Source organism: uncultured Acidaminococcus sp. (assembly GCA_900538365.1).
GTDB lineage: Bacteria > Bacillota > Negativicutes > Acidaminococcales > Acidaminococcaceae > Acidaminococcus.
Genome location: UPXT01000033.1, coordinates 1 through 23,250, shown reverse-complemented (window position 1 = coordinate 23,250; position 23,250 = coordinate 1). Strand labels below are relative to the sequence as shown.

Annotated in this window: 20 protein-coding genes; 18 read left to right on the top strand and 2 right to left on the bottom strand. The window is 50.7% G+C overall.

The window, feature by feature from the left end; genetic code table 11:
- Positions 1-104: 104 nt before the first annotated feature.
- Entirely contained in the window at positions 105-893 is a 789-nt protein-coding gene (locus tag QZQ08_RS07105; protein ID WP_296330010.1) for an HAD-IIA family hydrolase, read from the bottom strand.
- Between the two features lie 244 nt (positions 894-1,137).
- Between QZQ08_RS07105 and QZQ08_RS07100 the strand changes: the two genes are divergently transcribed.
- The 16 genes from QZQ08_RS07100 (at position 1,138) to QZQ08_RS07025 (ending at position 19,166) form a co-directional block, all read left to right on the top strand.
- On the top strand, positions 1,138-2,508 hold the full coding sequence (locus tag QZQ08_RS07100; RefSeq protein WP_296330007.1) for a sodium-dependent transporter: 1,371 nt from the start codon (positions 1,138-1,140) through the stop codon (positions 2,506-2,508).
- Between the two features lie 138 nt (positions 2,509-2,646).
- Complete coding sequence (locus QZQ08_RS07095; protein WP_296330004.1) at positions 2,647-3,057, top strand: MarR family winged helix-turn-helix transcriptional regulator; 411 nt, start codon at positions 2,647-2,649, stop codon at positions 3,055-3,057.
- A gap of 13 nt (positions 3,058-3,070) precedes the next feature.
- Entirely contained in the window at positions 3,071-3,916 is an 846-nt protein-coding gene (locus QZQ08_RS07090) for a pirin family protein (protein ID WP_296330002.1), read from the top strand.
- A 453-nt stretch (positions 3,917-4,369) separates the two neighbouring features.
- Positions 4,370-5,575 carry a dicarboxylate/amino acid:cation symporter gene (locus tag QZQ08_RS07085; protein ID WP_296330000.1) on the top strand — a complete coding sequence of 402 codons (1,206 nt, stop codon included), beginning with the start codon at positions 4,370-4,372 and terminating at the stop codon, positions 5,573-5,575.
- A gap of 379 nt (positions 5,576-5,954) precedes the next feature.
- The gene (locus tag QZQ08_RS07080; RefSeq protein WP_296329996.1) at positions 5,955-7,007 is read left to right on the top strand and encodes a sugar-binding transcriptional regulator; all 1,053 of its coding nucleotides are present in this window, start codon (positions 5,955-5,957) and stop codon (positions 7,005-7,007) included.
- Between the two features lie 31 nt (positions 7,008-7,038).
- Positions 7,039-8,043 (top strand): type I glyceraldehyde-3-phosphate dehydrogenase, encoded by a 1,005-nt coding sequence (gene gap, locus QZQ08_RS07075; RefSeq protein WP_296329993.1) that lies wholly within the window; start codon positions 7,039-7,041, stop codon positions 8,041-8,043.
- 20 nt (positions 8,044-8,063) lie between these two features.
- Entirely contained in the window at positions 8,064-9,989 is a 1,926-nt protein-coding gene (tpiA, locus tag QZQ08_RS07070) for a triose-phosphate isomerase (RefSeq protein WP_296329990.1), read from the top strand.
- A gap of 8 nt (positions 9,990-9,997) precedes the next feature.
- A complete protein-coding gene (gene gpmI, locus QZQ08_RS07065) occupies positions 9,998-11,527 on the top strand; it encodes a 2,3-bisphosphoglycerate-independent phosphoglycerate mutase (RefSeq protein ID WP_296329987.1) in 1,530 nt (509 codons plus the stop codon).
- A gap of 33 nt (positions 11,528-11,560) precedes the next feature.
- On the top strand, positions 11,561-12,844 hold the full coding sequence (gene eno, locus QZQ08_RS07060; protein WP_296329984.1) for a phosphopyruvate hydratase: 1,284 nt from the start codon (positions 11,561-11,563) through the stop codon (positions 12,842-12,844).
- An 848-nt stretch (positions 12,845-13,692) separates the two neighbouring features.
- Complete coding sequence (gene glmS, locus QZQ08_RS07055; RefSeq protein WP_296329981.1) at positions 13,693-15,522, top strand: glutamine--fructose-6-phosphate transaminase (isomerizing); 1,830 nt, start codon at positions 13,693-13,695, stop codon at positions 15,520-15,522.
- A 173-nt stretch (positions 15,523-15,695) separates the two neighbouring features.
- A complete protein-coding gene (locus tag QZQ08_RS07050) occupies positions 15,696-16,073 on the top strand; it encodes a metal-dependent transcriptional regulator (protein ID WP_296329978.1) in 378 nt (125 codons plus the stop codon).
- Positions 16,074-16,200: 127 nt separating this feature from the next.
- Positions 16,201-16,536, top strand: coding sequence for a YlbF family regulator (locus tag QZQ08_RS07045; protein ID WP_296329975.1), 336 nt, complete (start codon positions 16,201-16,203; stop codon positions 16,534-16,536).
- The gene (murB, locus tag QZQ08_RS07040; protein ID WP_296329972.1) at positions 16,533-17,450 is read left to right on the top strand and encodes a UDP-N-acetylmuramate dehydrogenase; all 918 of its coding nucleotides are present in this window, start codon (positions 16,533-16,535) and stop codon (positions 17,448-17,450) included. The genes QZQ08_RS07045 and murB overlap by 4 nt, the downstream gene beginning before the upstream one ends.
- A 16-nt stretch (positions 17,451-17,466) precedes the next feature.
- On the top strand, positions 17,467-18,393 hold the full coding sequence (locus QZQ08_RS07035) for a DMT family transporter (RefSeq protein WP_296329971.1): 927 nt from the start codon (positions 17,467-17,469) through the stop codon (positions 18,391-18,393).
- Between the two features lie 12 nt (positions 18,394-18,405).
- Positions 18,406-18,771 (top strand): VOC family protein, encoded by a 366-nt coding sequence (locus QZQ08_RS07030; RefSeq protein ID WP_296329967.1) that lies wholly within the window; start codon positions 18,406-18,408, stop codon positions 18,769-18,771.
- A gap of 32 nt (positions 18,772-18,803) precedes the next feature.
- A complete protein-coding gene (locus QZQ08_RS07025; protein ID WP_296329965.1) occupies positions 18,804-19,166 on the top strand; it encodes a helix-turn-helix transcriptional regulator in 363 nt (120 codons plus the stop codon).
- Positions 19,167-19,276: 110 nt separating this feature from the next.
- Here the strand turns inward: QZQ08_RS07025 and QZQ08_RS07020 are convergent, their stop codons facing one another.
- Positions 19,277-20,170 carry a LysR family transcriptional regulator gene (locus tag QZQ08_RS07020; RefSeq protein ID WP_296329962.1) on the bottom strand — a complete coding sequence of 298 codons (894 nt, stop codon included), beginning with the start codon at positions 20,168-20,170 and terminating at the stop codon, positions 19,277-19,279.
- Positions 20,171-20,530: 360 nt separating this feature from the next.
- On the opposite strand from QZQ08_RS07020, the gene QZQ08_RS07015 reads away from it, so the two are divergent.
- A complete protein-coding gene (locus QZQ08_RS07015) occupies positions 20,531-22,159 on the top strand; it encodes a malolactic enzyme (RefSeq protein ID WP_296329959.1) in 1,629 nt (542 codons plus the stop codon).
- 35 nt (positions 22,160-22,194) lie between these two features.
- Positions 22,195-23,157: an AEC family transporter gene (locus QZQ08_RS07010; RefSeq protein ID WP_296329956.1), complete on the top strand. Its 963-nt coding sequence runs from the start codon at positions 22,195-22,197 to the stop codon at positions 23,155-23,157.
- Positions 23,158-23,250 lie beyond the last annotated feature (93 nt).

The window sequence follows — 23,250 nt, the reverse complement described above, 5'->3', positions numbered from 1 at the left end:
TCCTCTCCAGGAGTGCATAGATACTTTAGCACCCCAAAATTTGACAAAGAACCAATAGAAAACCTGCAGTAAGAGGAATCTTCCTTTTGCTGCAGGTTTCTTTTTTATTTTTTGGGAACGATGTCCCCAATTCCATTAAGGACATAGTGGGGCTGATAGGAGTAGTGCTTCATCGTGCTCCGCGTCGTCACACCTGAAAGGACGAGCGCCGTTTCCATACCTGTTTCTACACCAGCGATGATGTCCGTATCCATGCGGTCACCAATCATGACGGCATCTCCGGAATGGACCCCCAATTTTTTTAGGCCCGTCCGCATCATAAGAGGATTAGGCTTGCCGATGAAGTAGGCGGCCACTCCCGTAGCAAGTTCGATGGGGGCAACGAGGGCGCGGCACGCAGGGATGATGCCTCGATCGCTGGGACCTGTAAGATCGGAGTTTGTGGCAATGAGCTTGGCCCCTTGATTGATGAGCTGTGTTGCCTTGATAATCATTTCATAATTATAGCCTGTCGTTTCACCAACAACGACGTAATCCGGGTTTACATCATTAAAGGGAATCCCTGCATCGTAGAGCGCATTCATGAGCCCGTGGGCCCCAATGATATAGGCGCTGGAACCGGGCGCTTGGGTCTTTAGGAATTGAGCTGTTGCCAAGGCACTTGTGTAAAAATGGGATTCATCGATATCAATCCCCATGGCAAGGAGTTTTTTGTGGAGTTCAAGAGGTGTGCGTTCGCTGGAATTAGTGAGGAAGAGGAACTGTTTCTTTTCTTTCCTAAGCCAGTCCACAAATTCCTTGACACCAGGCAGAAGCTGGGAACCCTGGTAAATGACACCATCCATATCGCTGATAAAGCCACGTTTGGAACGAATGATTTCAAGATCTCTCATATTGACCCTCCTTTGTGAGTTTGTTTTATTATCATTCACAGTGACACAAATAGCAAGCGATTTACCGTGATTTTACAGTTTTCTCACGACTTTTACGAAAACGGTTCAAATGGGGCCGCACGCGTTCCCCCAAAAATGGAAAAATTTTGCTTTCTCCCGAGCAATCCGGTATACTTAAAAACATGATTGTGGAAAAATTTGCACTACCAGATTGATTCAGCAGCATTGTAGGAGGGCAGCAATTATGAAGGAAAGAGAAACTCTTGGATCACGGCTTGGCTTTATTTTACTGAGTGCAGGGTGCGCCATTGGCGTTGGCAATGTCTGGCGCTTCCCTTACATTACGGGACAGTATGGAGGCGGCTTTTTTGTTCTCGTCTATGTGCTTTTTCTTGCTATTTTGGGAATTCCCATCATGACCATGGAATATGCCATGGGGCGGGCCACAAAGCGCAGCATCCTGCCGGCGTACCGCCTGCTTGAACCAAAAGGCAGTCACTGGCACCTCATGGGTTATCTATCCATGGCAGGCAACTATGTTCTGCTCATGTATTATTCCGTAGTTTCGGCGTGGATCTTTTACTACGCCTACCTCATGATGCAAGGAACCTTTCTGGGGCTTGATACAGCGCAGGTGGAGACCATCTACGGCGGGATGATGGGTTCTCCACAGATCCTCGTATCGGTCATGCTCATCGTGGTCGTGCTTACGGCATTGATCTGCAGCATGGGACTAAAAAAAGGCGTTGAAAGTATCACCAAGTTCATGATGATGGCACTTCTTGCCCTTATGGTCATCCTGGGCATCCGGAGCCTGCTTCTTCCCGGAGCCATGGAAGGCATTTCCTTCTACCTCAAACCCAATCTTGCCAACATGGAAAAAGACGGCATCTGGAACGCAGTCTATGCCGCCCTCAACCAGAGCTTCTTTACCCTCAGTATTGGCATGGGCGGAATGGAAATCTTTGGCAGCTACATTGAAAAAGATAAGCGCCTCATGGGAGAAGCCGTTACCGTAACGGCCCTTGATACCTTTGTGGCCATTACGGCCGGCCTCATTATTTTTCCTGCTTGTTTTGCCTACGGCATTGCACCGGACGCAGGACCCAAGCTAATTTTCCTTACCTTGCCGCGGGTCTTTAGTTCCATGGCCGGGGGTGTGGTCTGGGGCTCGCTCTTTTTCATCTTCCTTTCCTTTGCGGCCCTTTCGACCATGATCGGCGTATTCGAAAATCTTCAGGCCTTTGCGATTGACCTTAAAGGTGCGAGCCGTAAGACTGCAGGGCTTGTAAATGGACTCATCATTGCCATCGGGTCCATTCCCTGCGCCTTGGGTTTCAACCTATGGGCTTCTTTCCAGCCCCTGCGGCCGGGCAACACGGTCATGGACATGGAAGATTTCTTTGTCAGCAACATCTGTCTTCCTGTAGGTTCCTTTATCATCACCCTTTTCTGTACCTGGAAGTTCGGGTGGGGGTTCGACCGCTTTGTCGAAGAAGCAAACGAAGGGAAGGGGCTTTCTGTAGCACGAAAATTTCAATGGTACTTCAAATATGTCCTGCCCTGCATCGTCGGCTTCCTCGTCGTTTATGGCATTGTGACCTATTTTGGGTAAGCGTCTGTTCCAGCTCTTTTCATGAGGAAAAGGGCTGGATTTTTGTATATCCTGATGCCAATCAAGGGGGAGGGATTGACAAATCATCTAATTAGAGTATAATAAAGCTAACTAGAGGTAAAGAAACGGGGGAACCCTATGAAAAAACAGGTAGAACTGATTGTCATGCATCGAATTGTCAATGAACTGGATAGGCGGACCGCGGCCATTGCCCGTAAATATGGGCTGACATTACCTCAGTTTGCTGTGCTTGAAGCCCTTTATCATAAAGGAGACCTGTCTGTTGGAGAGCTGAAGGAAAGTGTGCTGTCAACTGATGGGACCATTCCCGTAGTGACGCGGCACCTCAAGCAGCAAGGTCTTGTAGATGGGACGACAGACCCCAAGGATCGGCGCCGGACCATTATGACGCTTACAGATAAGGGCCGCACCCTCATTGCCAAAGTCTATCCGGAAAACGAAGCGATGCTTGATGCAATTTTTGGAAAATGGAACCATGAGGAAAGAAAAGCCATGCTTCGGCTCCTTTCCCTGCTGGAACTTAATTGAGGAGGAATGAAAAATGGAAAGAAAAATAGAAACGCTGGTAAAAGGATTTCCGGCCATTGATGGGGGCGGCGTCCATCTTGTGCGGGTGCTTGGCAACACGACGGTAAAGGACTTTGATCCTTTCCTTATGCTGGACTCCTTTGATTCGACAAACCCCGAGGATTATCTGGCTGGTTTTCCTATGCATCCCCACCGCGGCATTGAGACCATTACTTTCGTGGCTCATGGGAACATGCGGCACAAGGACAGCATGGGCTTTGAAGATACCGTTCAGGATGGGGAAGTGCAATACATGTCTGCTGGTTCGGGCATCCTCCACGAAGAGACCATTCCCGCATCGCCGCGGATGTGCGGCCTCCAGCTTTGGCTGAACCTTCCGGCCAAGGATAAGATGACAAGGCCAAGTTACAAGGCCATTAAAAGGAATGAAATCCCAGAAGTTCCCCTTGCTCATGGTAAAGTCCGTGTCCTTATGGGGAGCTACGAGGGAACCCAAGGCTATCAATCCCATCATCTGCCTCTTGACTACTATGATATTCATCTGGAACCAGGGGCATCCTTGACTTGGAAAGTAAACAAAGAGCGGGCAGCGATGGGCTTTACCCTTCAAGGTGAAGTCATTGTGGATGGGAAAGTTGTCTCCGAAAAGACGGCAATCCGCTTTACGGAAGGGGATATGATCACCATCACGGCGGGAAAGGATCCGGTGGAATTCATGTTTATGAGTTCTTTGGAACTTAATGAACCCGTCCATTGGGGCGGTCCTATTGTCATGGATACCCGCGAAGGTCTGCTTAACGCCTTCCAGGAACTGGAAACGGGGACTTTCCTTAAAGATAAGATGGATGTGGAAGAATAAAACAGTATATCAGGGATTGTTATCATAACACTCTATTTGATGCAGAATGTGGGCCCATTGCTTTAGAAAGGATTTTTCTGAGGCAATGGGCTTCATGGCTTATCGTACGATGAATCGTCCCACCTTTGAAAACAGCTTATCAAAGTGGAAGCCTTTGACAATCTTTGGCCCATATGGGCCTATCTTCCTTACCGCCAACGCTGCCAGGCTCCTGGACGTACCGGCCTCTGGCCGCAAGGAAACTCACGTGGCATCTGCAAAAAGAAATTGGCGCTGCGTGAGTTTTTTTGCCTATGGATTTTTTGCTGCATAGCCCTTCCAATCGATAAAATTTCCTCAAAGGCTCTTTTTTATTCATGAAATTCCTGCATAGCTCTTACCTTCCTCTTTCGTGGTATAATGAAAAAACTTAATGTAATGATTTTGTATAATTCATAACGGAAAGGATGATTGATGATGTGGAAAAAATACCAGTCCATTCCGCTCATCTATAAGATGATTACGGGGATGCTTGCAGGGATTCTTGCTGGCTGGCTCATGGGGGCGGGAACAGAACTTTTTGCTCCCCTTGGCAAGTTTTTCCTGACCTGTCTCAAATGTATTGCCATGCCTCTTGTCATCGTAAACCTCATTGCTGGAATTTCAAACCTTGATAACCCGGAATCATTTGGCCGAATCGGCATTCGGATTATCCTCTACTATATCCTCACAAGTGCTGCTGCCATGCTTGTTGGTTTCGGCGTCGCGACCGTCATCAAACCGGGACTTAATCTGCCCTTGACGGGAACTTATAAAGGCGTCGTCGGGGAAATCCCCACCATTGGCTCGACGCTCCTTGCCCTCGTGCCAAGCAATATCTTCAAAGCCATGATGGAAGGCCGCTTTGACCAGGTTGTCATAGTCAGCGCGGTCACGGGCGTAGCCCTTCTTATGATGCCGGAAACCCCAAGAAAACGCCTGACAATGCTTTTCCAAGACCTGTCGGACCTGATGAACCAGCTTGTCCATATCATCATGATCCTTGCGCCCTATGGCATTTTTGCTCTTGTCGCCCAATCCGTAGGCAAATACGGCAGTGCCATCTTTGGAACTCTTGCCAAATACATTGGCAGCGTCTACTTGGGCATCTTCATTATGTGTTGTCTCTATGCCCTCATGGTCTTTGTTTTTACGGGCATTCGGCCAGGTGAATTTTTCCGCAAGGCCTCGCGTATCATGGTTACGGCTTTCAGTACCTGTTCGAGCACCAGTTCCATTCCGATCAACATGGAATGCGCAGAAAGCCTCGGCGCGCCAAAAAAGGTCTACTCATTTACCATTCCGCTTGGCGCCCAAATCAATAAAGATGGGACCTGTGTGTGCCTGACCACGGTTTTCATTATGACCGCTCAGGCCATTGGTGTAGCTGTCGACTTTGGTCTGATGCTCAAGGTCCTTGTAATCGGCCTGATCCTTACAACGGGGAGCGGCGCCGTACCAAGCGGCATGCTGGTCATCCTGGCGATTTTATTGGAAAGCCTAGGTTTTCCGCTTGAAATCGTAGGGCTTGTTGCTGGCGTCCATGCCTTTAATGATATGGGCATGACGATGATCAACTGTTTGGGCGACCTGTCCGGTACCGTCATCGTTGGTCATAAAGAAAAACAGCATAGTGCTTAGGAAGGAACTGCGAAATCCTGATACTCAAATAGGCCCATCTGGTACAACCGAATCGGAAGGGTCTATTTATTTGGAAAAGAATTTATTGGCAGTGGATAAAATAACCGTAATCGATAGGATGGGAAAATAGATTTTGACCATCTTTTTTAGATGGCCCAACATTCTGTTATCATGCAGCCTTTTACCTCCCGGTCCTGTGCCTTTCGCGCTTTCCCCTAGAAATCGCCAAAGCCATTTCTTATCCCTTCAGCCAATTTTTTCCGCCAAGCAATAACAAAAAGGTTCCCCATCTTCTTCATAATATGGTATAATACGGTTAGCCATCGTTGCTATTTTTTTACGAGGAGGGTGGGACGCAAAACGTACCACGTGGGACAAAATGGAAAGCATTGATTTGGGTAAGGTGATCAACCTACAAAACAAACTTGTGCCAGAAATGGTCCAGCTGCTCACGGAACGCTATAGCATCCTGCGTCAGATCAGTCATGATCAACCCATAGGACGGAGGAGCCTCGCACGCAAACTCTCGCTGAGCGAGCGGGTGCTGCGAAGCCATGTCGATTTCCTGAAGGAAGCTGGACTCTTGGAGTTTGGCCTGACGGGCATGACGCTCACCGAAGAAGGCAACCATCTGCTGCAGGAACTGCGGGACTATGTCAATCGTCTCCAGAATCTGTCTTCCTTGGAAACGGTCCTCGTCCAAAAACTGAGGCTCCGAAAGGTTTACGTGATACCTGGCAATGCGGATGATAATCCCGTTGTTGTTCAGGAAATTGGCCGCGTAGCCGCCGGAATCCTGCTTCGTTTCCTTGCGGATAAGAAACCTCATACGGTGGCAGTGACAGGCGGCACGACCGTAGCGGCCATGGCCGAAAACATCTATGGCAAGGAACCGGAAGCGACCATTGTCCCGGCCCGTGGTGGGCTGGGGGACCGCATCGAGCTCCAGGCCAATACGATTGCTACGGTTCTCGCTCGCAGATTGAAGACCAAGTATCTTCAGCTCTACGTTCCAGATAGTGTGAGTGAATCCGTCTTGGACCGTATCCTTGAAGAGGATGCCGGTGTCAAGCATGTCATCAACACCATCAAAAGTGCTGATATCCTGATCCATGGTATGGGTGAGGCCTTTGTCATGGCCAAAAAGCGCGGTGTTCCAGAAACGTTGATCCAAAAGCTCAAGGAAGCCGGCGCTGAAGGGGAAGCCCTGGGGCAATACTTCAACCTTGAAGGGAAAGTTGTCTACAGTACGGATTCCTTGGGGCTAATGGCAAATGACCTTGCGACGATCCCTACGGTCATGGGGATTGCTGGCGGCGCTTCCAAAGGCCGCGCCATCTTATCCGTCCTGCGCAGCGGTCATGACCAGATCCTTGTCACGGATGAGGCTGCTGCCCGCGAAATCTTAACGCTGCTTGCAAAATCAAAATGATTTTCTAATGGTATCTTTGGGAGGTAGTAAAATGGTAAAAGTTGGTATCAATGGTTTTGGTCGTATCGGTCGCTGTGCACTCCGCATTGCTGTGAAGAATCCGGAAGTTGAAGTCGTTGCAGTAAACGCCCGCTCCGGTATCGACACCTATGCTCATCTGCTCAAATACGATACCCTTCATGGGACGTTTGACGAAGATGTCCGCGTTGACGGTGATGTCATGATTGTTGGCGGCCGCCGCATCAAATTCACCCGCTTCACCGAACCGAAGGAAATTCCCTGGGGCGAATTGGGTGTTGATGTTGTCCTTGAAACGACGGGTAAATTCAAGAATCGTGAACAGGTCCAGCCCCATCTGGATAACGGGGCCAAGAAGGTCCTCATCGCGGCTCCGGCCAAAGGCGAAGACCTGACCATCGTGCTTGGTGTCAATGATGATATGTACGATCCGAAGAAACACAACATCATCTCCAACGCTTCCTGCACGACAAACTGCTTGGCTCCTTTCACCAAAGTCCTTCTGGACAACTTCGGAATTGAAACGGGCCTCATGACGACGGTTCATTCTTACACGAATGACCAGAAGATCCTTGACGCTGCCCATAAAGACTTAAGACGCGCTCGTGCCGGTGCCTGCTCCATCATCCCGACCACGACGGGTGCAGCTAAGGCAACGGGTCTAGTCCTTCCTGAACTTGCCGGCAAATTAAACGGCATGAGTGTCCGCGTCCCGACTCCGGATGTTTCCTTGACCGATCTTGTCGTTACCCTCAAGAAAGAAACAACAAAGGAAGAAATCAACGAAGCCATGCGTGTTGCTTCTGAAACGACCATGAAAGGCATCCTCGGTTACAGCGAACTTCCCCTTGTTTCCAGCGACTATAAAGGCTGCCCGCTGAGCTCCATTGTTGATGGCCTTTCCACCATGATGGTTGGCCCGAAGATGGCTAAAGTCGTTGCTTGGTATGATAACGAATGGGGTTATTCCAACCGCCTTGTTGAACTGGCCCTCTTTGTTGCTAAAAAAGGCCTCTAAGATCAAAGGAGCATGCCTTCATGGAAAAGAAAACCGTAAGAGATATCAATGTCAAAGGGAAAAAAGTCCTCGTCCGCGTGGACTATAACGTCCCGATGAATGACAAAGGGGAAATCACCGATACCATTCGAATCGATGCCACCCTGCCGACGCTGAACTACCTCTTGGACCAAGGGGCCGCCATCATTTTGATGGCGCACCTGGGCCGTCCAAAGGGAAAAGTCGTTCCGTCCATGAGCCTCAAACCCTGCGCGGAATACTTGTCCCAGGTCATGAAAAAAGAAGTGAAGTTTGCTCCGGACTGCATTGGTCCCGAAGCAACCGAAGCTGCCCGTGAACTGAAGCCCGGCGAAATCCTCATGCTGGAAAACCTGCGGTTCCATCCGGAAGAAGAAAAGAACGATATGGCTTTTGCTGCATCCCTGGCCTCCTTGGCAGACATCTATGTCAACAACGGCTTTGGCGTGTCCCACAGGGCCCACGCTTCCGTAGAAGGAGTTGCCCATTACTTGCCGGCTGTATCGGGCTTCCTTCTGGAAAAAGAAATCAAGTATCTCGGCAATGCCGTCGATCATCCTGTCCGGCCTTTTGCTGCCATCGTCGGCGGTGCAAAGGTGGCTGATAAGATTGGTGTCATCCGCAGCCTCATTGAAAAAGCAGATATCATTCTCATTGGCGGCGGGATGGCCAATACCTTCCTTGCTGCCCAAGGGTATGATTTGGGCAAATCCCTTGTCGAAAAAGAAAGCATTGACGTGGCCAAAGAGCTCATCGCCCTTGCCAAGGAAAAAAATAAGAAGATGCTGCTTCCGATTGACCTTGAAATGGCGGCTTCTTTCTCGGCTGACAGTGAACATGCTTCCCAGACTTTGGATCAGCTCAATCCGGAATGGATGGCCCTTGATATTGGACCCAAGACGGCACAGCTGTATGCCGATACCTTGAAAAACTGCAAGACCATCGTCTGGAACGGACCGATGGGTGTCTTTGAGATGGCTCCTTTTGCAGCCGGTACGCGCCGTGTAGCCGAAGCAATGGCCGATAACGAAGGCATCACCATTGTCGGCGGCGGTGACAGCGCGGCTGCCGTCAAGCATATGGGGCTTGACAGCCGGATGAAGCATGTATCGACAGGCGGCGGTGCTTCCCTTGAGTATCTTGAAGGGAAGGTGCTCCCCGGCGTTGCTGCCTTGGATGATCTCCGGGACCCTATGGTGGCCGGAAACTGGAAATGCAATAAGACCGTGGAAGAGGCCATGGAATTGGCCCATACCTTGATGCATACCACGGAACAGGCAAATTGCGAAATCGTTCTTTTTCCGCCCTTTACGGCACTTGAATCCGTAGCGGCAACGGTGGAAGGATCCCATCTGGGATATGGTTCCCAGGACCTGTTCTACATGGATCAAGGCGCTTTCACTGGCGCAGTTTCCGGCCCAATGATTGCTGAAATTGGTTCTGAATATTCCATCGTAGGCCATTCCGAACGGAGGACTTACTTTGGGGATACAGACGCGATTGTGGTAAAGAAGGTCCAGGCCTGCTATCGAAATGGTCTCGATCCTGTCCTTTGCGTTGGTGAAAACGAAGAGGAACGGGCGGAAGGCCGTACGGAGAGCACGATCCTAAGCCAGCTCCTGCCGGTCCTTGCGGTCTTGACTGACGATGAGGCGCGCCGTCTCGTCGTTGCTTATGAACCGCTCTGGGCCATTGGCACGGGCAAGACGGCTTCCGTCGAAGATGCCCTTTCCGTCAGCACCATCATTCGCCGCGCCGTTGAAGAACGATTCAATCATGAAACAAGCCGCCGCGTCCGCGTCCTTTATGGCGGTTCCGTAACGCCTGACAATGCGCATGCCTTCCATCAGTCCGGCATTGATGGCGTCCTTGTCGGCGGAGCCAGCCTTTCGGCTGAATCCTTTGCCGCCATCTGCAATACCTTTTGAGGCGCATCATGAAGAAACCTGTTGTACTTATGATCCTTGATGGGTGGGGGATTGCACTGCCATCTTCCACGAACGCGGCAACCAAAGCCCAAACGCCCCATCTGGATTTCTATTTCCATCGCTGCCCTCATAGCAAGCTCCAGCCAAGCGGTGAAGCTGTCGGCCTGCCGGCTGGGCAGATGGGAAACTCCGAAGTGGGCCATCTGACTATTGGCTCCGGACGCATCATCTACCAAAACCTGACGCGCATCACCCGGGCAATCAAGGATGGTTCCTTTGAGCAAAATGCCGTGCTCCTTGAGGCCATGGATAAGGCCAAGGAAACCGGCCATAAGTTCCACGTCATGGGACTTTTGAGTGACGGCGGCGTCCACAGCCATATGGACCATCTGTTGGGTCTGCTGCGTCTGGCGAAAAAAGAAGGCCTTTCCGAAGTGTATGTCCACGCGTTCTTGGATGGGCGCGATACGCCGCCTCAAAGTGCAGGCACGTACCTAAAGGCCCTTCAGGATGCCATCAAGGATATTGGCCTTGGAAAGATTGCCACGGTAAGCGGACGCTATTATGCCATGGACCGCGATAAACGCTGGGAACGGATTCAAAAAGCCTACGATGCCATGACCGGGGCGGGGAGCCTTACGGCGCCGTCCGCCTTGGAAGGGCTCCAAGCCGCCTATGAGCGGGGCGTGACCGACGAATTTGTCGAACCTTTTTCCCTCCTGGGAAAAGAAGGAGCCGTTGCCTCTGGTGACAGCCTTGTGTGCTTTAACTTCCGTCCCGACAGGGCACGGGAAATCACCCGTGCCTTTGCCGATCCTTCCTTCACGGAAGTGACGCGCCGCGAAGGGGAACTTCCTGTGACGGTGGCGTCCATGACGGAATATGATGCTGCGCTTCCCATTCCCGTAGCTTTTCCGCCGGAACATATTGCTGATACGCTGGCTGAAACGGTTTCCAAAAAGGGCCTTCGCCAGCTCCATATTGCAGAAACGGAAAAATACGCCCACGTTACGTTTTTCTTTAATGGTGGGCGGGAAGAAGTCTTCCCTGGGGAAGACCGCATCCTTGTTCCGTCGCCGCATGTAGCGACCTATGACCTGCAGCCAGAGATGAGTGCCTATATTGTCACGGAAAAACTTCAGGAAGCGTTGAATCAGGACCTTTATGATCTCATCATCCTGAATTTTGCAAATCCAGACATGGTGGGGCACACAGGTGTCATGAAAGCCGCCGTAGCAGCTATGGAAGCCGTTGATGAATGTGTCGGCGGCCTTGTGGAAAAGATTCTGCAAAAAGGCGGTGCCGTCTGCATTACGGCAGACCATGGCAACCTGGAAGAAATGGAGGACCCTGTAAGCCACGCACCCATGACGGCCCATACGACAAATCCTGTTCCCTTCCTGGTCATTGGAGCTGAGGCGGGAACGACCGTCATGGATGGAGGCCTGTCGGACATTGCGCCAACCCTCCTTTCCCTCATGGGCCTTGAAAAACCGGAAGCCATGACAGGCCACAGCCTGCTTGTAAAAAAATCCTGACTGATCCCAGCCAAAAAGAAGAGGTGCATAACAATGGGACTTATTGAAAATATTTGCGCAAGAGAAATTCTGGATTCCCGCGGCAACCCTACTGTTGAAGTGGAAGTCCTCCTTGATAACGGCATCATCGGCCGTGCTGCTGTTCCAAGCGGTGCTTCCACGGGCGTTCATGAAGCCGTGGAACTGCGTGACGGTGATAAGAACCGTTATCTTGGAAAAGGCGTCCTGAAGGCTGTGGATAACGTCAACGACGTCATCTGCGATGCCCTCATCGGCCTTGAACCTTCCCGCCAGATTGAAATTGACCAAGCGCTCTTAAGCCTTGATGGAACCGAAAATAAGGGCAAACTTGGTGCCAATGCCATTTTGGGTGTCAGCCTTGCCTGTGCCAAAGCAGCTGCTGAAGACGCTGGTTTGCCCCTTTACCAATACCTGGGCGGCGTCAACGCCAAGGAACTGCCTGTTCCCATGATGAACATCCTCAATGGCGGTGCCCATGCCGATAACAACGTCGATATCCAGGAATTCATGGTCATGCCGATTGGGGCCGTGAACTTTGCCGAAGCTCTGCGCATGAACGCTGAAATCTACCATGCCCTGAAAGCTGTCCTCAAGGAAAAAGGACTTGCAACCGCTGTTGGTGATGAAGGCGGTTTTGCTCCGAACCTTGACAGCAACGAAGAAGCCCTTGCCGTTATCGTTGACGCCATCAAAAAAGCCGGCTACAAACCGGGCGAGGAAGTGGTCCTTGCCATCGATACGGCCGCTTCCGGTCTCCTTGAAGACGGCAAATACGTCCTCAAAGGAGAAGGGGTGGCAAAGACCAGCGCTGAAATGGTTGACTGGTACGAAGCCCTTTGCGAGAAATACCCCATCATTTCCATCGAAGATGGTCTTGGCGAAGATGACTGGGATGGCTGGAAGCTCCTTACTGAACGCCTGGGCAAGAAAGTCCAGATTGTCGGCGATGACCTTTTTGTCACGAACGTGGAACGCCTTGCCAAAGGGATTGAGATGGGTGTGGCAAATGCCATCCTGATTAAACTGAACCAGATTGGGACCTTGACGGAAACCCTGTCCGCCATTGAAATGGCAAAACGTGCTGGCTATACTGCCATCGTTTCCCATCGCAGCGGTGAAACGGAAGATACGACCATTGCTGATGTCGTCGTTGGCACCAATGCCGGTCAGATCAAATCCGGCGCGCCCTGCCGTACGGACCGTGTCGCTAAATATAATCAGCTCCTGCGCATTGAGGAAGACCTCGGCGCAGCCGCCCAGTATAACGGCAAAGCTGTGTTCTATAACCTGAAATAAATCGGAAGTTGAAATACCAAGAGGCAGTGAAGATGAAGCTTCATCTTCACTGCCTCTTGGTTTACGAAAAATAAGAACAGGTCGCTTCAAAGTCGTTCTATACCTTTGCTCAGCCCGCAAATCAGTCTGATTTGATATAAAACGAGAAGCCCACACATTTGATGGATTAATATGACGCAAAGACTTCATGGTCTATCGTAGGGAGAATCGTCTTCCGTTTTTTTCGTCTGTGTTTCCGCTTTATCAAGGAAGAACGATGCGCTGCATCGAGTAAAAAACGATGAATGCTGGGCGTTTCAGGTGCTGGTATTCGTTTAAGATTATAGCTTTTTAAATATGGCTCCAGATTGGCCCAGCTGCGAGGAGCCTGCGTCTTTTTGATAGCTCAGATGGGCCGATATGGGCCGCAGGAGAATCAGGTTTCCTTTAAAAAAAACGAAAAAAATCCAAGAAGTGGCTCGCCCGCCAGAGGCATTTTTTCGGGCGTTTTAAATATGAAATCGCGGTACCTGACTTCATACGAGTCGGCGCGATTCCTGTACCGAGCTAACAGAAAGGGACGCTTGACGTCCCACCCCAAACATAGTATGATTAGGGAGCTAAAGCAACATGTGTTCCTGCGTGCCGAGCCGGGACACCGAAAGGGCAGGGAGGGCCCTTCAATGGGATTGCAAGGCCTAGAGCGCAAGTGCCTATTCTGATAGGCAGACGAGGAAGAGGCTTATCGAAACGTCAGCGGATACCTCTCGGTGTGCTGCAACCGTAAACAGATGACAAACCTTTTCGGTAACGGGAAGAACAGAGAGTCTGGGGCAGACGGCAAATCACTTCATGAGGAGGCACAGGCTATGTGCGGAATTGTTGGATATATTGGGCGCCATCAGGCTGCCCCGTTTTTAATTGATGGATTGAGCAAACTTGAATACCGCGGGTATGATTCCAGCGGCATCGCCGTTTATCATGACGGGAAGATTGACGTGGAAAAATGTGTGGGCCGTCTTGATGCCCTGCGTCAAAAACTCATTGGCCATGAACCGCAAGGCGTGATTGGTATTGGCCATACGCGCTGGGCAACTCACGGGAAACCGTCCAACGTCAACGCTCATCCCCACACGGATGACAGCGGTGAATTTGCTGTTGTCCATAACGGCATCATCGAAAATTACATGCCCCTTAAACTGGATCTTTTGAAGAAGGGGCATCATTTTAAATCCGAGACTGATACAGAAGTGGTCGCCCATCTTATGGCGGACCAGTATAATGGCAACTTTGAAGAGACTGTGCGCAAGGTCCTTCATATCATCCAAGGCTCCTATTCCTTAGTCTTCCTATGCGCCAAGGACCCGGACAAGATCATCTGCGCCAAAAAGAATAATCCCCTTGTCATTGGCCTTGGCAAAGGAGAAAACTACATTGCTTCCGATATTCCGGCCATTATCAGCAAGACCCGGGATACGTATATCCTTTCCGATGGGGAAATGGCCATCGTTAAAGCTGACAGCGTAGTGGTCAAGGACCTTGAAGGGAATCCCATTGATAAAAAGGTCTTCCGTGTCACCTGGGACGCCGAAGCAGCTGAAAAGGGCGGTTTTGAGCACTTCATGCTGAAGGAAATCTATGAACAGCCTAAATCTGTCCAAGACACCCTGCGGGGCCGCATCAGTGAAGATGGGACAAAGATTGTCCTGCCGGAACTTTCCTGGACGCCGGAAGCCTTCAAGAATATCAAGAAAATCTTCATCGTCGCCTGCGGTACGGCTTATCATGCCGGTCTGGTAGGTAAGTACTACATCGAAAAGATGGCCCGCATTCCGGTGGAAGTCGATATTGCCAGCGAGTTCCGCTATCGTGACCCCATCATCGGCGAAGACTGCCTGCTCATCGTCGTCAGTCAATCCGGTGAAACCAGCGATACCTTGGAAGCCTTGAAAGAAGCCAAACGGCGCGGTGCCAAGACCATGGCCGTTACGAACGTTGTAGGTTCTTCCATTGCTCGCGAAGCAGACCAGGTCGTCTATACCTATGCCGGTCCGGAGATTGCCGTGGCTTCTACAAAAGCCTACACGACGCAGCTCATTGTCATGCTGCTGCTTTCCCTGTACATTTCCCAGCTTACGGGAACCTTGGCGCCGGAACGCATCAAGGAACTCATCGATGGAGTACGGGCCATTCCGGAACAGATGCATGTAATCTTGGATCACGTGGATCCCATCAAGGTATTTGCCACCAACTACGGAAACTGTGAAGACGCGTTCTTCCTGGGCCGCTCCCTTGATTATGCCGTTGCCCTTGAAGGTGCCCTGAAACTCAAGGAGATTTCCTACATCCATGCAGAAGCCTATGCAGCAGGTGAATTGAAGCATGGGACCCTCGCCCTGATTGAAGAGGGAGTTCCTGTCATTGTACTTGCCACCCAGGCTCATGTCTATGAAAAGACCATCAGTAACCTGCAGGAAGTTAAGAGCCGCGGGGCCATTGTCATCGGTATTGGCATGGAAGGCGATACGGAGCTGGCAAAGCACGCCAACAGCGTGATTACCATCCCAAGAGCCGACCAGGAACTGGCTCCGATCCTTGCCGTTATCCCCCTGCAGCTCCTAGCTTACTATGCAGCCCTTGCCCGTGGATGCGATGTGGATAAGCCGAGAAACCTAGCAAAATCTGTTACGGTGGAATGATTCCTTGACTGAAAGAAGCTGCGACACTGCGCGCAGCTTCTTTTTTGGTTCCTTTTCCCTTATCCCTATGGCAAGAAGTGTCTATCTGTTTGCATCCCTTGCGGATTTGTAGTAAAATAAGATACATATGATAATTCAATGCCGTGAATGCGGCTGAAAAAAGGTGAAAGCTTATGGAATTACACGAATCAGGTGAAATGTACCTGGAGACCATCCTGGTCCTCAAAAATCGCCTCGGTCTTGTGCGCTCCATCGATATTGCCAATGAAATGGGGTTTTCCAAACCCACCATCAGCGTTGCCATGAAAAAGTACCGCGAAGATGGGCTGGTCTCCATGGATGATCAAGGCTTCATCAATCTGACGGAAGAAGGACGGAATATTGCCGAAAAGATTTACGAACGGCATCAAGTCATCTCCCATGTCCTGATGGCCCTCGGTGTTTCTGAAAAACACGCGACCGAGGACGCTTGTAAGATGGAGCATGATATCAGTGATGAGACCTTTGCCGTTCTCAAAAAGGAATACGCAAGGCTTATTCAAAAAAGGTAAGAATCAGCAAGATCGGTCAGGATATGAAGTCCGGGCCGATTTTTTGCGTGCCTTTCCTGTTATTGGAAGCGGCTGAAAACTATGATAGAATAATAGAATAAGCATATATAGTAGGGAGGAATCATCCATGAACGTATACGATGAAATGAATAAACTTTGTGAAGGCATCAAAGAAACCCACGAATTTACCAAGATTCAAGAAGCCAAAAAGAAACTATCAGCTGATAAGGATGCAGAAGCCATGGTCAAGGATTTTCTACAGCAAAAGTCCCAGCTTGAACTGCTCCAGTACCAGGGCAAGAAACCCGATGAAGAAGCTGTGAAAAAGATGCAGAAACTTTATGAAGTCCTTCAGCTGAACCCTGTAGCCAATGATTATATCCAAAACTACATTCGTTTCCAGATGATGATTGGGGATCTGTCCAAGACCTTGGGGGACACCATTAAGGAAGCTGTGGAATGATGAACCTTGAAGCGCTCCTAGCCTATGTACGGGAACACTTCCCAAATCGCTATGGAATAAAGGTCCCCATGGTCCAACATACTTCCTTTCATATTGGCGGCCCTGCCGATCTATTGGTGGCGCCGGAAAGTGTGGATGAGCTCCAAGGGCTCCTCAAAGAAGCAAAAAAATATGCTGTCCCGACTTTCATCTTGGGAAATGGATCCAATCTCCTTGTCCGTGATGGCGGGATTCGGGGGCTTGTTGTCAAGATCGGCAATCATCTGAACGGACTGTCAGCCTGCGGCGTCAAGATGGAAGCTGGTGCCGGCGTATCTCTTGCCCAAGCCGCCCGCTTTGCCGCTGAATCAGGCCTTTCTGGCCTTGAATTTGCTGTCGGGATCCCCGGCAGTCTCGGCGGCGCCGTCATCATGAACGCAGGCGCCTATGATGGCGACATGGGGCATGTTGTCAAAAGCGTGACGGCCCTTGATGGAAACGGTAATATCGTAACCCTCACCCAAAAGGAACTTGATTTTTCCTATCGTCACAGTGTGCTGCAGGACCGGGAGATGGTCGTCCTGTCTGTTTCCTTTGTCCTAAAGCCAGATGAACAGCAGCTCATTGAAGCGAAGATGGCGGACTTTTCCCAGCGGCGCCGGACCAAGCAGCCCCTTGACTACCCCAGTGCCGGCAGCACTTTTAAAAGACCGTTTGGCCACTATACAGCCGCTCTCATCGATGAGGCCGGACTCAAGGGATTGCGTGTGGGAGATGCTATGGTTTCTCAAAAGCACGCTGGCTTTGTCATCAACTGCGGGAAGGCAACCGCCCGCGATACCTTGCTGCTCATGAAAGCCATTGAGGACAAGGTCTTTGTGAGGAGCGGCGTCCGCCTCGAACCGGAAGTTATGATCATTGGCGAAGACGCGTAGAAAGGAGAGGGCCATCGTGAACAAAGGATACCTTTTCATCCTTGCCACGGCGTTTTTGTTTGGAACTATGGAAACGGCCCTGAAATTTTTTGGCAGCCTTTTCCACCCCATCCAAATTACCGTGCTGCGCTTTTTCATCGGGGGCTTCATGCTCCTGCCCCTTGCTCGGGCGGCCCTCAAAAAGCGTGGGGCCATGCTCAGCAAAGAGGATTACCTTTTCTTTGCCAAAGCCGGCTTTATCGGTGTTTTCGTGAGCATGATCTTTTATCAGCTGGCCGTTGTTTACGGAAGAGCCGCCGTCAGCGGCGTCCTTTTTAGCTGCAACCCCATTTTTGTTGCCGTGTGGGCCCACTTTCTTCTCCATGAGACCATTGACCGTTATGTCATATCGTCCCTTGTTCTTAGTGCCGTGGGCATCCTTTCCATTGTCAATCCCTTTCATTTTCGCGGGACGTATCTCAGCGTCATCCTCATCATGCTTGCGGCTGTCACCTTTGGTCTCTACAGCGTGATGGGGCGGCCGGCCTGTCAGCGGCTCGGCGGCGTTACGGTGACGAGCTATTCCTTCATCTTTGGCGCAGCGGAACTGCTTGTACTTGTCCTTTTGGGACGCACCGCGCCCATAGGGAATCTACTTACATCCGCCGGTCTTTCCGTCTTTACTGATGTCCCGCTCCTTGAAACGCTTACCTTGTCACACCTTCCTGCCCTTAGCTACATAGCCTTTGCTGTCACCGGGGCAGGCTACGCTTCGTACTTTATGGCCATCGAACTGACCAATCCCTTGACAGCGTCGTTGGCCTTTTTTATCAAACCCATTCTCGCGACTTTCTTTGCCGCGATGTTCCTAGGAGAAGCCGTGACACCCAATATGCTTATTGGTGTGGGGCTGATCCTCATTGGTTCCCTGACGAACCTCTATCCTAAGCTGAAAGCAGAATAAGGAGTAATTTCCATGAAAGCAAAATTCCTGCATAATAACTTCAATGTCCTTGACCTTGATAAGAGCCTCGCTTTTTACAAAGAGGCCCTGGGACTTACGGAAAAACGCCGCCTTGAAACGCCGGGGTTCACCCTTGTTTACCTGACAGATGGGCAAACGAGCCATGAACTGGAACTGACCTTTCTCAAAGACCGCAAGGAATCCTACAACCTAGGAGACAATGAATTTCATCTCGCCTTTGGTGTGGATGATTTTGAAGCCTTCCACAAGAAACATGAAGAAATGGGCTGCATCTGCTTTGAAAACCCGCAGATGGGCATCTACTTTATCGAAGACCCCGACCATTATTGGCTGGAAATCATCCCTAACAAACGCTGATCCATGCGTGAACATCGAAAGGAGCGATGCTGATGGTACAACTGCCGCATCAGCATGGGAAAAAACCAAGCTATGTTCTTGAAGATATGCCCAAGGACGGCGACTTTTCCGCAGTATCGGAAATCTTTCACAGTGTGTCGGATCCCAAAAGGCTGAAACTCTTTTGGCTTCTTTGCCACTATGAAGAATGTGTCATCAACCTGTCTGCCTTGATGGGGATGAGCAGTCCGGCCCTATCCCATCATTTAAAAGTCCTTAAAGCGCAGGGACTCATCAAAAGTCGTCGCGTCGGCAAGGAAATGTATTATACGGCGGCAGACGGAGAGGCTTCCCGTCTTCTTCACCATATGATTGAGATGCTCGTTGATATTTCCTGTCCACGTGAAAAAAAGTAAGCCGTTTGCCCTAAAAAAGAAACAGCCCATGCCAGATTGTTCTGGTGTGGGCTGTTTTTTAAATTGGAAAAACAAGAAAACCGCGAGGATTTTTTCCTTTCCGACGGCTTTTAGAAGGTGGCAGGGGTTGTGATGAATTCGATGGCTTTTAAAGCGGCAAGACCCCGAACCCGTTGCGGGTGATAGACAAGATGTGTTTCACGCAGGATGGGGGCTAGGTCAAGCGGGACTTTGACAATCCGGCCGGCATCGATGAATTCCTGCGCCGCAGAGGCCGGGAAAAAACCAACGCCCAGATTATGTTCCACAAGGGACAGCACTTGGTCGGCTGTTTCTGTTTCAATCATGGGCTGGTACTTCAGCTGCTCTTCAAAGAAATAGGACACATAGAATTCATAGCTGCTGCTGTTTCTTGGCAGGGAAATAAGGGGGAGGGGCGCAAGATCCTTGAGGGAATGAATGTCCTTTACAACCGGCAGCGCCTCGGCGCTTGCAATCAGGATGTCCTCAAACTGATAGATGGTCTCATCGTGGTATTCTTTCCCAATCTTAAAGGGGGCTGAAATGACAGCCATTTCTACTTGGCCGCTCTCAAGGGCTTCCAGGGTATCGGGCGTTTGGCTGTTGCGAATCTTTAGGTGGACGCCGGGATAGGCCCTGTGGAATGATACAATGCGGTCTAGAAGAAAAAGGCGCAGGGCCGTTTCGCTGGCTCCGATGGAAATGATGCCCGTCTTGAGGCCGCGCATTTCAGAGATGACTTCCCTTCCTAGGTCAAGCTGTTCACAGGCAATGGACACATGCTTGAAGAGGGCTTTTCCTTCGGGCGTTAGTGTGACTCCGCGATGGGAGCGGATAAAGAGTTTGCAGCCCAGTTCACCTTCCAGACGGGTAATGGTCCGGGCAATATTGGGTTGATTGCTATTAAGGATTTCCGCCGCTTTGGAAAAACTTTTGAAAAGGGCAGCGTAATAAAAGATGCGGTAATAATCATAAGTCACCATAGGGCGTTCCTCCTGATCGATCAAAAAAAGCGAGCCTGAATGGAAGCAGTCTATCAACAACTATACCATAGATTGAACGTCAGAGGATATGTCAATTTGAGTGTGAAGAGGTGTCAGAATGATACTTCAGCAAAAAAGATTCTTTTGATATAATAAAAAGATAAAGAAAGGACCTCATCTCCATAAGGAAAATCTGCCGCCATGGTGGAGGCCTCCTAAAAAGGTGGTTTCCCAGTCTGCGGCTGCCCCTGGAAGATAGGTACGCCTTGGACCCACTTTCCCGTATATGAGTCTCGGTACGGGCCATCCTCTTTAGCAAAGTACTTTAAAAGAGGAGAAAATGGAAAAGGAGAGGATAACATGAAAAAAGGATATGCCTTATTAAACGATCCATTCCTTAACAAAGGAACGGCCTTTACAGAAAAAGAACGCGCGCAGTACGGACTGGTAGGTATCCTTCCGCCATCTGTCCAGTCCCTGGAAGAACAGGCTAGCCAGGTGTATGCCAATGTCGAAAAAAAGCCGAATGTGACGGAAAAACGGCATTATCTGATGAATATCTTCAGCCGTAATCGAACCTTGTTCTATCGTGTCTTCAAGGAACATATTGCGGAATTCATGCCCATTGTTTACGATCCGGGCATTGCTGAAAGCATCCGCGGATACAGTGAATTTTTTGTAACGCCGCAAAACGCGGCCTATCTTTCCATCGCCCATCCGGAACAGATGGAAATGGCGATCCGAAATGCCGCGGAAGGCCGTGACATTGACCTTATTGTCGTCACGGACGCGGAAGCCATCCTCGGTATTGGGGACTGGGGTACCAATGGCGTGAGTATTTCCGTGGGAAAGCTCATGGTCTATACGGCCGCGGCCGGTCTTGATCCAGCCCGCGTCCTGCCCGTTGTCCTTGATGCAGGAACCAATCGGGAAAGCCTCCTTCAAGACCCACTCTACCTAGGACTTCACGAAAAACGCGTCACCGGCACCGCCTATGATGACTTTGTTGACCGCTTTGTCGCCCTTGTGGAAGGGATGTTCCCGCACCTTTATCTGCACTTTGAAGATTTTGGGCGGGAACATGCCGCTGGGATCCTGAACCGCTATGTGAATCGCTATCCTGTCTTTAATGACGACATCGAAGGAACCGGCATTATTTCCCTTGCCGGTATCTTGGGCGCCCTCCGGATTTCCGGTGAGACCCTCAAGGACCAGACCTACCTTTGCTTTGGCGCCGGGACGGCTGGCTGCGGCATTGCCAACCGGATTTACCAGGAAATGCTCGATCAGGGCCTTACGGAAGCGGAAGCCCGCCAGAAATTCTACCTTGTTGATCGGCAGGGCCTGCTTTTTGAAGATATGGATGACCTGACACCAGAACAAAAGCCTTTTGCCCGGAAACGCAGTGAATTTGCCGACGCGTCTCATCTGACGACCTTGGAAGCCACGGTGAAAGCGATCCATCCGACCATCCTCGTCGGGACTTCCACTCAGTCAGGGGCCTTCACGGAAGCGATTGTCAAGGAAATGGCTTCCCATACGAAGCGGCCAATCATATTCCCGCTCAGTAACCCGACGGAACTTGCCGAAGCTACGGCCAGTGACCTTATTGCCTGGACCGAAGGACGTGCCCTTGTCGCTACGGGGATTCCTTCCGAGCCGGTGGACTATAACGGCGTGACGTACGAAATCGGGCAGGCTAATAATGCCCTCATTTATCCAGGACTTGGTCTTGGCGTTATTGCTTCCGGTGCAAAGCTGTTGACGGACCGCATGATTTCCGTTGCGGCTCATTCCATCGGCGGCATTGTCGATCCGACCAAACCGGGCGCAGCCGTCCTTCCTCCGGTGAACCAATTGGACCGTTTTTCTGAAACTGTGGCGGCTGCTGTGGCGGCAGAAGCCAAAAAGGAAGGCCTCAACCGGAACGAAGTCAGTGATCCTGACGCGTGCATCAAAGCCTATAAATGGGAACCGCAATATAAATAACCAGAAAAGAGGTGGGGAAGATGCTGCAAATTTTCATGGAAGTCCTACTGAGTATATTCCCCATCTTTGCCATCATCGGGATTGGCTGCAAGCTCCAAGGCGCTCATTGGTTCAGCCCCCCCTTTTCGTCGGAGCTTTCAAGGCTTATCATGAAGATTGCCCTGCCCGCATCCATCTTTACCTCCGTCATCCGTATGCTTGACGCCTCAAACCTGGCTTCTTTTGGCGGCGGGCTGGTGCTCGGCACAGTTGCGATCCTCCTCAGTTACGCGGTGGGATTCCTTTTGTGCCGGCTCTTTAAGGTGCGGCATGGCAGGCGGGGCACCTTCATCAATACCTTTGCTAATGCCAACACCATTTTCATTGGTATGCCCCTGAACCTTGCTTTATTTGGCCCTCAAGGGGAAAGCGCTTTTCTTGCGTATTACGTCCTTAACACCTTATCGACATGGGCCTTTGGCTCCTTCCTCATTACAGGAGACCCCACGGAGTCAGGAAGCCTTCAGGAGAGAAATCCTAAAAGCGCCTTGAAACAGGTCCTATCTCCGCCGCTATTGGCGTTTTTTGCAGCCCTTTTGCTCATCCTTGGGAATGTTGGGATACCTGCTGCGGTGCTGACGACCACCCAGTATCTGGGCAGTCTTGTGACGCCCTTGGCGCTTCTTTATATCGGCATCGTCCTTTATCATGCAGGCCTTGCTTCCCTGCGGATGGATCGGGATACAGCCCTTGCCCTTGTGGGAAAGTTTGCCGTCGCACCCTTTGCCATGATCCTTGTCCTGATGGCTGCCGCACAGGGCGGCGTGACCCTTGAAGCGACAGAAAAAGGCACCTTTATCATGCAGTCTGCCGTTCCCGCGCTTACGGTCCTGCCCGTCCTTGCCCATGAAGGGAAAGGCGACGTTCATTATGCAACCAGTCTCGTTGCCTTTAGTACCCTCCTTTTTGCCGGCGTGGCGCCCGTCATGATGCTCATCATTGATCACCTTCCCGGCTGATTACGCCATTCCCCCAGAGCCCTAACTGCTTTGGGGGTTCTTTTTTGGTTCTATAATTTATTTTGGGGCGCTAAAGTGACCGTCCAGATTCGT

Coding starts and splice junctions, on each gene's coding strand:
- QZQ08_RS07105 (WP_296330010.1), bottom strand. CDS start 893: ATGAGAGATCTTGAAATCATTCGTTCCAAACGTGGCTTTATCAGCGAT.
- QZQ08_RS07100 (WP_296330007.1), top strand. CDS start 1,138: ATGAAGGAAAGAGAAACTCTTGGATCACGGCTTGGCTTTATTTTACTG.
- QZQ08_RS07095 (WP_296330004.1), top strand. CDS start 2,647: ATGAAAAAACAGGTAGAACTGATTGTCATGCATCGAATTGTCAATGAA.
- QZQ08_RS07090 (WP_296330002.1), top strand. CDS start 3,071: ATGGAAAGAAAAATAGAAACGCTGGTAAAAGGATTTCCGGCCATTGAT.
- QZQ08_RS07085 (WP_296330000.1), top strand. CDS start 4,370: ATGATGTGGAAAAAATACCAGTCCATTCCGCTCATCTATAAGATGATT.
- QZQ08_RS07080 (WP_296329996.1), top strand. CDS start 5,955: ATGGAAAGCATTGATTTGGGTAAGGTGATCAACCTACAAAACAAACTT.
- gap (WP_296329993.1), top strand. CDS start 7,039: ATGGTAAAAGTTGGTATCAATGGTTTTGGTCGTATCGGTCGCTGTGCA.
- tpiA (WP_296329990.1), top strand. CDS start 8,064: ATGGAAAAGAAAACCGTAAGAGATATCAATGTCAAAGGGAAAAAAGTC.
- gpmI (WP_296329987.1), top strand. CDS start 9,998: ATGAAGAAACCTGTTGTACTTATGATCCTTGATGGGTGGGGGATTGCA.
- eno (WP_296329984.1), top strand. CDS start 11,561: ATGGGACTTATTGAAAATATTTGCGCAAGAGAAATTCTGGATTCCCGC.
- glmS (WP_296329981.1), top strand. CDS start 13,693: ATGTGCGGAATTGTTGGATATATTGGGCGCCATCAGGCTGCCCCGTTT.
- QZQ08_RS07050 (WP_296329978.1), top strand. CDS start 15,696: ATGGAATTACACGAATCAGGTGAAATGTACCTGGAGACCATCCTGGTC.
- QZQ08_RS07045 (WP_296329975.1), top strand. CDS start 16,201: ATGAACGTATACGATGAAATGAATAAACTTTGTGAAGGCATCAAAGAA.
- murB (WP_296329972.1), top strand. CDS start 16,533: ATGATGAACCTTGAAGCGCTCCTAGCCTATGTACGGGAACACTTCCCA.
- QZQ08_RS07030 (WP_296329967.1), top strand. CDS start 18,406: ATGAAAGCAAAATTCCTGCATAATAACTTCAATGTCCTTGACCTTGAT.
- QZQ08_RS07025 (WP_296329965.1), top strand. CDS start 18,804: ATGGTACAACTGCCGCATCAGCATGGGAAAAAACCAAGCTATGTTCTT.
- QZQ08_RS07020 (WP_296329962.1), bottom strand. CDS start 20,170: ATGGTGACTTATGATTATTACCGCATCTTTTATTACGCTGCCCTTTTC.
- QZQ08_RS07015 (WP_296329959.1), top strand. CDS start 20,531: ATGAAAAAAGGATATGCCTTATTAAACGATCCATTCCTTAACAAAGGA.
- QZQ08_RS07010 (WP_296329956.1), top strand. CDS start 22,195: ATGGAAGTCCTACTGAGTATATTCCCCATCTTTGCCATCATCGGGATT.